Raw genomic sequence first — 12,865 nt, forward strand, 5'->3', positions numbered from 1 at the left:
AAGTTGTGTTTAAATTGTCAGCTTTCCAGGCTGATATAAATTTGATATCCTTTTTTAATCCGGGTACCGGGGTTGAGCGATTGCCTCACGACCCGTCCATTGCCAAAGACCTTCACTTTTAAGCCCCTGTTTTCAAGAAGGTACATAGCATCTCTCAAGGTCATTCCTCTCACATCCGGCACGCTACCCTCTTCGAGCCGGTTGTCCACCCATTGAATCGTGTCGTTTTTCAACTGTGTATGCACCCAGGCATTGGTATTCATCGGCATATGCTTCAGCCCTAATTTATCTGCCAAAACTTTCAAGTCATAAAAATTCCCGGAGCGAATCACCGGCAATGCCGGTTCTTCCGTGGCCAATACAGGTTGATGCTCCATTTCCTTATACACCCTCTTCACATATAGCATATCCGAAATCTGTCGAAAAATCGGAGCGGCTACTTCTCCTCCGTATTTCCCTGCATTGGTAGGGTTGTCAATCACCACAATACAACTGTATTTGGGCTTGTCAGCGGGAAAATACCCGGCAAAAGAAGTATAATAACTTTGGGTGTACTGTCCGTTTCTCAACTTTTGTGTTGTTCCGGTTTTCCCTGCAATTTTATATTCCTCAGATTTGATTCCCTTAGCCGTTCCTCTTTCTACCACCCCTATTAACATTTTTTGCAAAATAGACAAGGTCCGGTCTGAGCATACTTTTTTATTTAACACTTCCCGATCATAAGACCTTACGGTCTTATTCCCATCAATCACTTTTTTCACCAGGCGTGGTTTCAATAAAATCCCTTGATTAGCCACCGCATTGAAAAATGTAAGAATCTGTAAGGGAGACATTTTCAGCTCATAGCCTATTGACATCCAAGGCAAAGAGCAACCACTCCAGGTTTCTCCCCCAGGCTTGCTAATAAAGGGCAGGCCCTCTCCTTTCATCTGAAAGTTTAATGACTCCGTAAGCCCAAAGGATTCTAAGTAACGGAGAAATTTTTCAGGTTTATCGTTAAAATGCTGGAAGACTAATTTTGAAATCCCAATATTGGAAGACTTTTCAAAGACAGACTGTACGGAAATACGCCCGTATCCATACAAGGCCGCATCTCTCATTTGACAGTCTTCATAAAATTCATATGTACCTTCTCCGGTATCGACCGTATCGTTTACCGAAATTTTTGTCTCTTCCAACAAAGCCATCATGGAAGCCAACTTAAAGGTTGACCCAGGCTCTGCCACCCCTTGGCTTCCCACTGCATAGTTATAATTCTCTACATACTCTGCCTGCGCGTTTTTCCCCAAATTAACCATTGCTTTGATTTCTCCCGTCTCTACTTCCATCACAATCACAGAGCCGTAATTAGCCCAATGCCTGTACAAGGAATTCTTTAAGGTATTCGTACAGAACTCCTGTAACTCAACATCTAAGGTCGTTTGAATATCATAACCATTTTCCGAACTTGTATGGTCTTGGTCGATTAAGGGAGACCAACGCCCCCCACTAAGCCGCTGATATAAAGCTTGACCGTTGACTCCTGCCAAATCCTTGTTAAAGCTAAATTCCAAACCCCGTCCTTTGGTTGTCCCGGCGGTATCTTTCCAGGTAAACCCGATTGTTCTGCGCGCCAAAGCATCAAAAGGCATAAAACGCCTTTCTCTCGAGTCAAAAATCACCCCACCTTTCGAGCGGCCTTCTTTAAAAATAGGCCATTGACTGAGGATTTTCTTTTCCTGATAACTCACAGGCTCTACACTCAGCACCTTGTATTTGCGATTATTATTACGTGCTTCCCGAAGTTCTCTGGAATATTCGTCTGCAGTCTTCTCTTTAAAAAAACCGGCTAACAGCACAGAAAGAGAATCAATTCCTTTGTCGAAAACCTCATCCTGGGCTACCGTTGGATCAAATGCGACTTCATAGAAAGGAAGAGAGGTAGCCAGCAAACTCCCGTTGTCACTGAGTATGTTTCCCCGGGTGGCTTCTACCTCCCTGTACTGCAAGCCATTCTCACGGGCAATTCTTCTCCATTTTTCACCATTGACAAATTGAATATCAAAGACTTTGACAAAAATGATAATGGCATAAATCACCACGCAAGCAAAAGCTATGCGGACTCTTGTTAATATGGAACGCCTGATCCCCAATGGCTTAATCGTTAAGCGTTTGTTTTAGTTAATCTTTTATTTTAATTACTGTAACGGGCTCATCATTCTCTATCATTCCCAACTGTTTTACTCTCCGCTTCATTTCCTGATGTTTACTCGCCTGTATATAATCAAATTTCAATGTCCCGTAATCCACCCGGAGCAATTTCACTTCGTTAGACAATTCGGTTTTCCGGTTCACTTTCCGGTCTGCATAAAATGTATTTGAAATGTAAACCACTCCCAACACCGTCACAAACAGAAAATAAGGAATCACTTTTATGGCCAAATCATCTTTTACAGACAGATTCAACTTTGCTCCGGAAAGTCCTCCCAGGAGCGGTTTTTTTTCTTCCGTTTCTGTTTTTTTATAAGTATTCATTGGGTTGATAGTTTAATCCCGATTCTTAACTTGGCACTCCGGGCGCGATTGTTCAGCGCTATTTCATCCATCGAAGCCACCAGTGGTTTTGATTTTAGAGGTTTAAAAGGCCGGATTAAATTTCCGTAAAAATCCTTTTCCACCTCCCCTTCAAATTTCCCTGATTTGAGATAATTCTTCACCAAGCGGTCTTCCAAAGAATGGTAAGACATTACTACCAACCTCCCGTTTTCGTTCAAGACTTCTGAGGACTGTTCCAACAAGTCTTTTAAGACTTCCAACTCATCATTCACCTCAATACGCAGGGCCTGAAAGACCAATGCCAGGAATTTATTTTCTGCATTTCGCTTTGCAAATTTCCGGATCACATCCACCAGCTCGGTAGTCGTTTCTATCGCTTTCGAAGCCCTCACCTTCACAATTTCCTGTGCTATTTGCCGGGCATTCCGCAACTCTCCATAAAGCCGGAACACTTGAACCAACTCCTCTTCACTGTATTCATTCACCACCACTTTCGCCGACTTCTCCGCTTCCTGATCCATCCGCATATCCAACTCTCCGTCAAACCGGATTGAAAACCCTCTTGCCCCTTCATCGATTTGGTGGGAGGAAATTCCCAAATCAGCCAAAATCCCGTCTACTTTTTTAATGCCATGCAAGCGAAGGTACTTTTTCAAAAACCTGAAATTTGCCTCTATCAAAGTAAATTGCTCTCCCAACCCTTCAGTATTTCGTTTCGCATCCGGGTCTTGATCAAAAGCAAACAGTTTTCCCCGCTCTAAGTATTTCAACATTTCACGGGTATGCCCCCCTCCGCCAAAAGTCACATCCACATATACTCCGTCTGGTTTAATATCCAACCCTTCAATGCATTCTTTCAACATCACCGGCACATGATACTCACTTGCCACTATTTTGTTCTTTTATAGTTTGTACTTCTCCTTTATTAATATTCACCACCACCGGTTCTTCTTTCTGTACTCTTGATCCCAAATAGTCTTTGGAAGACAAGGCCATTTCATCCGGTGGCATGATAAACGCACCACTTATTTCCGCACTCCACAATTCCAAGCGGTTTCCCACTCCAATCAAATGAATATCCGATTCCATTTGAGCGTATTGCAACATGTCTTTCGGAATCAAAATCCGGGAAGATTTATCTGGCTCCACTTCCATACAACCTGCAAAAAAACTCCGTTGAAATCGAAGTTGTTGTGGATCGAACGGATTCAAATTCATCACTTTTTCATAAGTATCCACCCAAATATCTTCCGTGTATACTGTCAAACAAGGTTCAAATCCTTTTACCAACATCAACTTTTCTCCATCACAATCTGCCAATACATTTTTAATCCGGGCTGGTAGCGTTAACCTTCCCTTCGCATCAATTTTACAGTCATATTTTCCATAAAATGCTGGCATTTAATTCAGGGCTACATTGAACCGAAAATGAATATTGAATACAAAACTAAGAATTATTCTGACAATTTCAACCACCGCCACCCACTTCACCCCACTTTCACCCTCAGTACTTTCAACGCAGTCCTAACTCAAAGTGTTTTGCCAAAAAATGAATGCAAAGTGGAAGAGTTCCTAAATCTCCAAAAAATGAAAGCTAAAATAAATATAATGCTGCACCCAATTCCTTTTCCAGGTGTATTTGGATGTTAAAAGCCCCAAAACTAACATATAAGCCTCAATCGACCTGAACCTTTCTTTTTTTTTACTTCTTATGGATTTCGATAAATTTTATTTCCTAATAAATGTTAATACACCCCTGTGGGAGAAAGTGGTGTAAAAAGACACGACTCTTTGGCTTTTTGACAAACGGCCAACTACTCCCCTTGGCAAACGTTCAGAAGGATACGCCAAAACCCTCTTCAAGAAAAGGGACAGAGTGGAAGATTGTGGGAGAGGATCTTCACTTCTCCGGTTTTTATCCAAAAAGCAGGATTTACACTATGTTTTTGTCTTCTATTTTAAAACCGGAAGAACAAAAGTGGGAGAAGGTGGGGAAGCCCCATTATTGGCAGACCGGTGGAAGAATGTGGGGAAGATGTTTCTAAAAAACAGTGTAGCAAACGATCCGGCAAAATGCAAAATGTCTCTGCTTGTAAACCTGAAAGACATGAGGCCGCTTTAAACGATCGGGATACCTTTCAAAATCATAGAATTTTCCTAATCACAACGAAGGTCTTTTACCAACCATCCACACATTCCAAAAGCCTCTTGGAATCATCCAAAAATACCTGTTAAAAACCGTCTATTCAATTTAGAATAAGTAAAAATTCATGCCCTTCATTGTATAGTTAAACTTTGCAAAGTAGTTTTGGCATGCATTAAAAAAACACAAATACTAACCTAAATAATTAAATCAATGAGCTGGTTTACGAATGCATTAACAAGCACAATTGGGCGCAAGTTGTTAATGGCCCTGACGGGACTATTTTTGATACTTTTTCTGGTCGTTCATGTTGCTGGCAACTTACAGTTACTCAATGGAGACGGAGGCGAAGCCTACAACATCTACACCAAGATGATGTCTACCAACCCGTTAATCCAGACTGTTTCCAAACTCAACTTTTTGTTTATCATTACTCACGTAGTAGTTTCTATCCTACTTACCAAAAAGAACCGGTCGGCTCGTCCGGTGAAGTATGCATACAACCGGCCCAGTAAAAACAGTACCTGGTCCTCCCGGAACATGGGCATATTAGGGTTTATCACTCTGATTTTCATTGTTATTCACTTGAAAACCTTTTGGTTTGAAATGAACTTTGGAGAGATGCCGGTGAAAGTTTACAACGGAGAAGAGGTAAAAGACATGTACACCGTAGTAGTCGCAGCCTTCTCTCAGACCTGGTATGCAGCCCTGTATGTGGTTTGTATGGGCTTTTTAGCCTTTCACTTGGTACATGGTTTTCAAAGTGCCTTCCAAACGTTGGGTTTAAATCATGTTAAATACAACAGCTTGATCAAAACCCTAGGAGTAGCTTTCGCGATCATTGTGCCTGTACTTTTCGCGATTCAACCCATTTACATCTACTTCCAAAACATGTAGCCTACCCCTTTGTGAGCTAGGTGCTTTAACCATTTTATTTTACAATCAGTCAACAGGTTATCATCGCATATAACCCTAATACAAAGGAATTATGAAATTTGATTCGAAAATACCTGCCGGTCCGCTTAGTGAAAAATGGACCAAACATAAATTCAACCTCAAACTGGTCAACCCTGCCAACAAACGAAAGTACGAAATCATTGTAGTAGGTACAGGACTGGCCGGAGCTTCGGCCGCAGCCTCTTTAGGGGAGTTAGGATATAATGTAAAGGCTTTTTGCTATCAAGACAGCCCTCGCAGGGCGCACAGTATTGCTGCGCAAGGGGGGATCAATGCCGCCAAAAACTATCAGAATGACGGAGACAGTATATTCCGTTTGTTTTACGATACGGTAAAGGGAGGAGACTACAGAGCCCGAGAAGCCAATGTACACCGCCTTGCAGAAGTCAGTGTCAACATCATTGACCAGTGTGTGGCGCAAGGAGTTCCTTTTGCCCGCGATTACGGAGGATTGTTGGACAACCGTTCTTTCGGAGGAGCACAAGTTTCCCGAACCTTTTATGCCCGTGGTCAAACCGGACAACAATTATTGTTAGGGGCGTACAGTGCGATGAGCCGCCAGGTAGCAGCAGGAAAAGTAAAGCTATATCCTCGTACGGAAATGCTGGACCTGGTAATGGTAGACGGCAAAGCTCAAGGCATTATCACTCGTGACTTGGTAACCGGAAAAATCGAAAAACATTCAGCTCATGCGGTGATTCTGGCTACCGGAGGATATGGCAATGTGTTCTTCCTGTCCACAAATGCAATGGGATGTAACGGTTCTGCGGCTTGGAGAGTCCATAAGAAAGGAGCGCTGTTTGCCAACCCTTGTTTTACCCAGATTCACCCGACTTGTATCCCGGTTCACGGAACTTACCAATCCAAATTGACTTTGATGTCAGAGTCATTGCGGAATGACGGGCGTGTATGGGTTCCTAAACAAGCCGAAGACAAACGCCACCCTAACGATATTCCGGAATCAGAGAGGGATTATTATTTGGAGAGAAAATATCCTTCCTTTGGTAACCTGGTTCCCAGAGATGTGGCTTCTCGTAATGCCAAAGAGGTATGTGATGAGGGCAGAGGCGTAGGCGAAACGAAATTAGCCGTATACTTGGATTTTGCCGATGCCATCAAACGGTTGGGGGAAGATGCGATCAGTGCCAAATACGGCAACCTCTTTGAAATGTATGAGAAGATCACCGGAGAGAACCCTTACAAGGTTCCGATGAAAATTTACCCGGCCGTTCACTACACCATGGGTGGACTTTGGGTAGATTACAACCTGATGACTTCTGTTCCGGGATTATACGCATTGGGCGAATGTAACTTCTCCGACCACGGAGCTAACCGCCTTGGAGCCAGTGCCCTGATGCAAGGACTTGCTGACGGTTACTTTGTCATTCCTTACACTATCGGGGATTACCTTTCTCAACAACCTTATGAGAAAGTTTCTACGGACCACCCTGAGTTCCAGAAAGCTGAAGAAAGTGTACGCAACCAGATCAATACCTTGCTGAATGTGAACGGAACCAAAACGGTGGACCAGTTTCATAAGGAATTAGGTTTGATCATGTGGGACTACTGCGGTATGTCTCGGACTGAAGAAGGCTTGAAAAAGGCCAAAACCCTGATCCAAAACTTGCGCAAAGAGTATTGGGAAAATGTGAAAACCATTGGAACAAATGAAGAATTAAACATCACCTTGGAAAAAGCTTACCGTGTAGCCGATTTTATGGAATTGGCCGAACTGATGGTAGACGATGCCCTGTTGCGGGCCGAGTCTTGCGGAGGACACTTCAGAGCCGAATACCAAACCGAAGAAGGGGAAGCCCTTCGTAACGATGAAGAGTTTGCTTATGTAGCCGCTTGGGAATACAAGGGAAAAGATATGGCGGAAGCTTTACACAAGGAAGAATTGACATTCGAAAATGTCAAGCTTACCCAGCGTAGTTATAAATAATACCATCTACCGGGCCTGGCACCCTTGCCTGCGCCCGGGCTTCTTCTGTTAAAAAGAGAAGCTGTATACAGTTTAATTTTTCATTTAGCCAATCAAAAACTAAAAATATTATGAACCTCACGCTAAAAATATGGAGACAAAAAAATAGCAGTGATCAAGGCCAAATAGTCACTTACCTGGTGAAAGACATTTCGCCGGATATGTCTTTTCTGGAGATGTTCGATGTTTTGAACGAGCAACTTCTGGAAAAAGGCGAAGACCCTATTGCTTTTGATCATGACTGCCGTGAAGGTATTTGTGGGGCATGTAGCATGTATATCAACGGGCAGCCACACGGGCCTCTGAAAGGTACCACTGCTTGTCAGTTACATATGCGGAACTTCAAAGATGGCGAAACCATCTTTGTGGAGCCTTGGAGAGCCAAGCCTTTCCCTGTAATCAAAGACTTGGTGGTAGACCGCACTTCTTTCGACCGGATCATCCAAGCGGGAGGTTATATTTCCGTAAACACAGGTAATGCACGGGATGCCAACGAAATTCCGATTGCCAAGGAAATTGCCGATGAGGCTTTCAACTCGGCAACTTGTATCGGTTGTGGCGCTTGTGTAGCTGCTTGTAAGAACGGATCGGCAATGTTGTTTGTGTCTGCCAAAGTATCACAGTTGGCAATGTTACCACAAGGGAAACAAGAGCGCAACAGCCGTGTAGAAGCGATGGTCGCCCAAATGGATGAAGAAGGTTTTGGCGCCTGTACCAATACCGGAGCTTGCTCGGCAGAGTGCCCTAAAGAGATCTCACTAACCAATATAGCGAAGCTCAACCGGGAATACTATAGCGCAAAGGCATCGTCTAAAAACGTATAATTTCAAGCGTTTTTTCACTGCCCGAAAGATCTCTCACCTCGTTTTTTATGTACATAAGGTAGGAATCCACTTTCGGGCAGTCATTTCTTTCTCTCCATAGAATCTCGTCCAAGATCTTTTCCTCATTTATAATAAATCCCGGAATTTTAATTCCATTCTATTGACAATTAGCAAATCTCCTTTTAACTTTCACTTACCAAAGGGGTTAAACAATCCGCCTCACTTCTTTGTTGAAAGGGTAAGTATGATCTTTTTCCTATTATTCAAATGGGTGGAAAGTCCCCCTTGAGGAAATTACTCAATCAAGAACTCACTAAACTTCATTAATTTTTGGTAGATCAAGCACAAACATATTATCAGAGCGAGCAATATCATAAAGCCATTGAACTGCTGGAAAAAGAGCTGCAAAACAGCCATCCATCTCCGGAGATTTTTGGATTGCTGAGCCGGTGTTACCTAGCCATTGGCGACATTATTCGCTCCGAAAAAATAGCCGCACAAGGGCTAGAGAGTTATTCTGATTCGGACATTCTCCAAGAAATTTACAACAATAGCAAGAATCAGCTTAATCAAATTTTACTTGCCATTCGCCAAATTGAAGACGGCCAACATACTTCGGCAGAAATCAATTTTATCAAAGCCAATACTGAGCTGTTAATCAAAAACCAACAGTTTGAGCAAGCTATTGACCAACTTTCCCTACTCGCTGACGCGCGAAAAGCCAAGACGACCAATATCCTTTGGATAGGCCAATATTTAAAGGAAATCTATTTTGAGCCGGCAGCAGAAGTCCACAAACACAAGTACACCAAACTCTTGTTTGAAGAGGTAATTTTTTATTACCTCAAAGCTTGTAAACTGTATGAAAAAGGCTATCAGGAAATCAGGGAAGCTGCCAAAAATGCAGATTAAGCCCTCGCTATTGAACTGTAAACAGATACTATGCATTAAAAAAATTACTGTTTTTCAAACACAATCCTTCCCAAAAAGAAAACCAGCCTCACATACGTAAGTGCTGGTTTTTTCATAGCTGGTTGGGTTGATTAATAATTATTGGCTATACAAGTAGTTACTTTTCATCATAAAAAATAGTCATCCCTATATAAGAGGTAGATTGCCTCATAGTGAGTTCAGAATCGGCACCGAACACTACCCAAAGTTTTCCCTGCTGGTCAGCTTGTACATCATAGTATACATGTTGCCGATTATTGATCCGGAATATCCTCTTATTCAATACGTAATTGGAAGCCAATGCTACCTTGTTTACATAAAGCATATCCTCCCCGTCTTCCTCTTTATCCCCTTTATCCAAATGCAGGCTGAACTCTTCATAGGCATTTCCCAAACTATCGGTTAAGTTGATTTTTTCCACCCAAGGTTTATAGTTGTAAACTCCAAAGCGAAAATACACCGATTTGTCCCGCAAATCTTCCTGCGTATAATCTTGCTCAATTTGATGTTTCATATCCAAATCAAAGAACACATTGTACGACTTGCCCGGATTTAAGCCTTCCACTTCCGCGAGAAAGTAATGAAAAAGCCTTCCGTTTTTATTATTGTATTGTACTTCTAAGGCATCGTCTTCTATGGAGTGGCGACTAGGCAGGTGTACATACGAATAATCCAACTCAAAAAAGCTTGCACTATCTACCCGGTAATCCGAAAACCCCACATTTAACTCATCTTCAGCACTAAAAGATATGACAGAAAAATAGTCGTAATTGGTTGTGGGACCAACCCCATCGGACAGATCCGTACATCCGCCCAATAGCAACAAGGGAACCCACAAAAACTTCACTAGCTTCTTCATCCTCTTTTTGATTGTTCATTATTAAGGACACGCCAATTGCGTAATTGGTTGAGATCCTTTTAAGGATTATTTAAAGAAATAGCGGAAAACCATTCCCACTCCCAAAGAGTTAGGATTACTGGTAAACGGTTGCCCATCTTTGGTGAAAGAATTCAATGCAAATTTATAGTTTGCCTCCAATGAGAGGCTATAACTGGAATTCAAACGAAGGCTCACTTCATTGCCTACAGTACCGTTAAAGAACATTGAGCGGAAAGGGGAATCCTCGTCTCCCGAATTGATCCGGTAACTTTTAATGTTCGTTCCCTCTCCTTCGTTTTTGATTTCATTGCCTAAAAAGAAATCCGAAGTCACACCGGCTTTTACGATCCAATTGATTTTTTTATTGAGAATCATATAGCCTGCCCGTAAAGGGATAGAGGCAAATTCGTACGAATTATTGACTTTATAAGTAGATGATACGCTCACAAACTTGCTGGATTTTAAGGTAGCCGCATTGGAAGACATCGTGACAGGAATGATTTCATTATGCGGTGCATCCGATACGGATACGGAAGTTTGTGTTTTGGTATTGTAATTTCCGTACGTCACCCCGCTTTCCACCACCCAACGTTTGGCTACTCGCATTCCTACATTGACTCCATAGGTCAGGGAAACTGCCGGTTCGTTCACTTCATTCATCACCTGATTTGCCGCATCTTCGGGCAAACGTTCTGCACCTACGATCCCAGGTGCATACGATTTGCTATATGAATTTTGGACGTTTCCGTTAGCATGGTAATTAGGATCGAAGCGATCGCCACCTAAATTAATTTGCGCAAAAACTTCCGGTTCAAAAGCTTCTTTTCTCTTCTTCGCAACAGGCAGGTTTTTATACCAATCATTCGCAGGGTTGATCAAACCCGGTTCGTTGAATGCAACCTCCATAGGTACCCCCTCAGGTTTTTCCAATAAATCCAACACTTCATTTTCAACAGAAGAATTATCATATGCGGCATACACCGGGTCAGAACCCAATCCTTCCGCACCGGGCTTGATACTTCTTGTATTGGTGACTTCCTCCTCTTTTTTTGAAGTGTTAGCCAAAGCATTGTTCCCAGAACTGACAAATACCTCTTTCTCACCATTGGCAATGTTTTTATTTTCCGTATCCGTAGTAGAGGGAGCTGTTACAGCTGAGGGTATATTTGCTGCGATGGTATTAAGAGTATTTATCGTAGATTTTTCTTCATGGGGGTGATTTTGAACGTTGTTAATAGTTGTGTTTTCCGAGGTTGTGGGCTTTGGATTTACCACATCCCCGGATACTTGTGCCAAACCAGGCTCAGGTGCTGTTCTTACCGGCTCCACCGTAGGAGTAGTTGCTACGGCTCTCCCCCCTGCTTCTTCGGCATCCACAATTTGATTTTCCCGAGCCAACGAAGGGTTTTGGTTTTTCATCATCGTTTTACCGGATGGGTTGGTATGTAGAGAAGGTTGTTGCTCTGCACTCATCTCCTGGGAAAGCTTGGTGGCCGAATCGCCTATGGTGGTAATGGACTCATAGGCCAGTTCATTGGGACCTGCGCCTTGGTCTATAGTCCGGTACCCCAAATACCCCACTACCAAAAGAGCTACAGCTGCGGCCGCGGCAGCCAAAGGTCTTTTCCAAACGACAAAGCCTTTTTGCTCGTCTAGTGCCGACTCAATGTTCCCCCACACTTCGGAACTAGGGGTGTACTCCCCTCCCTCCAAAGCGTCTTGCCAGGCATTCTCAAAATTGGTTTTATGCTTTTTGTCTGAGCTTTTCATATTGATTACTCTCTGCTTCAGAAATCATGTCTCTTAATAAACTTTTTGCCCGGGCATATTGCGACTTGGACGTTCCTTCGCTAATGCCCAATTGCTCTGCTATTTCTTTGTGTTGGTACCCCTCAATGGCATACAAGTTAAAAATTACTTGACAGCCCGTGGGTAATTTTTTCAAGAAGATCAACAAGTCCTTATACTGGAAGTTAGACAGGGTAAATTCCTTGTCTGCCAAACTGTGCAATTCCTGTACATCCACCATCGGATAGAGGTATAACTTGCTCCGGTGATAGTTGATAGCTGTGTTTATGACAATTCGTTTAATCCAGTAAAATAAAGAAGACTCCCCTCTGAATTTTTTGATGTTCTTGAATACTTTAATAAAGGCTTCCTGCAGGATGTCTTCGGCATCTTCGCTCTTTTTAGAATAGCGCATACATATCCCCATCATTTTCTTGGAAAATGTGTCGTACAATTGCTTTTGGGCTTTGCGCTCCCCCTTTATGCAGCCTTTTACAAGTTCGTCTTCGTTCAGCATTCTATGTTTTTAGGAAAAATCGCCGTACTAAATACTTAATTATTTTCGGGGTTCTTTTTTGGTTGACCCCTGCTTTAAAAAAAAGGTTGGAACCCGATGGAATCTTCTCACTTTTTTTTGCAAAAATAAGAGGTCTTCCGTTCAATATTGTTCTATTCCTTTACAACATCTCCCATCATTATTTTAATCCCTCCTTTGCAATTCATTTATTTGCAGTAACTTTCCGGACAATTGTAAATCTTTTCTATTTACAACTTTCGGTAAATGAGCCGTGTCCGTAACAAGT

At 42.5% G+C, this 12,865-nt stretch carries 11 protein-coding genes; 4 read left to right on the forward strand and 7 right to left on the reverse strand.

Going from position 1 to position 12,865, the window contains the following annotated elements; all coding sequences use genetic code 11:
• Nucleotides 1-17 precede the first annotated feature (17 nt).
• Genes AAG747_RS13225 through mraZ form a run of 4 tightly spaced genes read right to left on the reverse strand, consistent with a single transcriptional unit; the run spans nt 18 to nt 3,936 of the window.
• Nucleotides 18-2,132, reverse strand: coding sequence for a penicillin-binding protein (locus tag AAG747_RS13225; RefSeq protein ID WP_346821656.1), 2,115 nt, complete (start codon nt 2,130-2,132; stop codon nt 18-20).
• Nucleotides 2,133-2,160: 28 nt separating this feature from the next.
• Nucleotides 2,161-2,514 carry an FtsL-like putative cell division protein gene (locus AAG747_RS13230; RefSeq protein WP_346821657.1) on the reverse strand — a complete coding sequence of 118 codons (354 nt, stop codon included), beginning with the start codon at nt 2,512-2,514 and terminating at the stop codon, nt 2,161-2,163.
• Complete coding sequence (rsmH, locus tag AAG747_RS13235) at nt 2,511-3,428, reverse strand: 16S rRNA (cytosine(1402)-N(4))-methyltransferase RsmH (RefSeq protein WP_346821953.1); 918 nt, start codon at nt 3,426-3,428, stop codon at nt 2,511-2,513. Before rsmH ends, AAG747_RS13230 begins: the two co-directional genes overlap by 4 nt.
• A complete protein-coding gene (gene mraZ, locus AAG747_RS13240; protein ID WP_346821658.1) occupies nt 3,415-3,936 on the reverse strand; it encodes a division/cell wall cluster transcriptional repressor MraZ in 522 nt (173 codons plus the stop codon). Before mraZ ends, rsmH begins: the two co-directional genes overlap by 14 nt.
• A gap of 955 nt (nt 3,937-4,891) precedes the next feature.
• Here mraZ and AAG747_RS13245 point away from each other — a divergent pair.
• The 4 genes from AAG747_RS13245 to AAG747_RS13260 all read left to right on the forward strand — a co-directional run bounded on the left by AAG747_RS13245 (nt 4,892) and on the right by AAG747_RS13260 (nt 9,355).
• Nucleotides 4,892-5,575, forward strand: a complete 684-nt coding sequence (locus tag AAG747_RS13245) for a succinate dehydrogenase cytochrome b subunit (RefSeq protein ID WP_346821659.1) — start codon at nt 4,892-4,894, stop codon at nt 5,573-5,575.
• A 91-nt stretch (nt 5,576-5,666) separates the two neighbouring features.
• Nucleotides 5,667-7,580: a fumarate reductase/succinate dehydrogenase flavoprotein subunit gene (locus AAG747_RS13250; RefSeq protein ID WP_346821660.1), complete on the forward strand. Its 1,914-nt coding sequence runs from the start codon at nt 5,667-5,669 to the stop codon at nt 7,578-7,580.
• 110 nt (nt 7,581-7,690) lie between these two features.
• Entirely contained in the window at nt 7,691-8,443 is a 753-nt protein-coding gene (locus AAG747_RS13255; protein ID WP_346821661.1) for a succinate dehydrogenase/fumarate reductase iron-sulfur subunit, read from the forward strand.
• 330 nt (nt 8,444-8,773) lie between these two features.
• On the forward strand, nt 8,774-9,355 hold the full coding sequence (locus tag AAG747_RS13260; RefSeq protein WP_346821662.1) for a hypothetical protein: 582 nt from the start codon (nt 8,774-8,776) through the stop codon (nt 9,353-9,355).
• A 157-nt stretch (nt 9,356-9,512) separates the two neighbouring features.
• Here the strand turns inward: AAG747_RS13260 and AAG747_RS13265 are convergent, their stop codons facing one another.
• The 3 genes from AAG747_RS13265 to AAG747_RS13275 form a co-directional block, all read right to left on the reverse strand.
• Entirely contained in the window at nt 9,513-10,253 is a 741-nt protein-coding gene (locus AAG747_RS13265; RefSeq protein ID WP_346821663.1) for a hypothetical protein, read from the reverse strand.
• 66 nt (nt 10,254-10,319) lie between these two features.
• Nucleotides 10,320-12,044, reverse strand: coding sequence for an outer membrane beta-barrel protein (locus AAG747_RS13270; RefSeq protein ID WP_346821664.1), 1,725 nt, complete (start codon nt 12,042-12,044; stop codon nt 10,320-10,322).
• Nucleotides 12,019-12,579 (reverse strand): RNA polymerase sigma factor, encoded by a 561-nt coding sequence (locus tag AAG747_RS13275; protein WP_346821665.1) that lies wholly within the window; start codon nt 12,577-12,579, stop codon nt 12,019-12,021. Before AAG747_RS13275 ends, AAG747_RS13270 begins: the two co-directional genes overlap by 26 nt.
• Between the last annotated feature and the right edge of the window lie 286 nt (nt 12,580-12,865).

Source organism: Rapidithrix thailandica (assembly GCF_039710355.1).
Classification (GTDB): domain Bacteria; phylum Bacteroidota; class Bacteroidia; order Cytophagales; family Flammeovirgaceae; genus Rapidithrix; species Rapidithrix thailandica.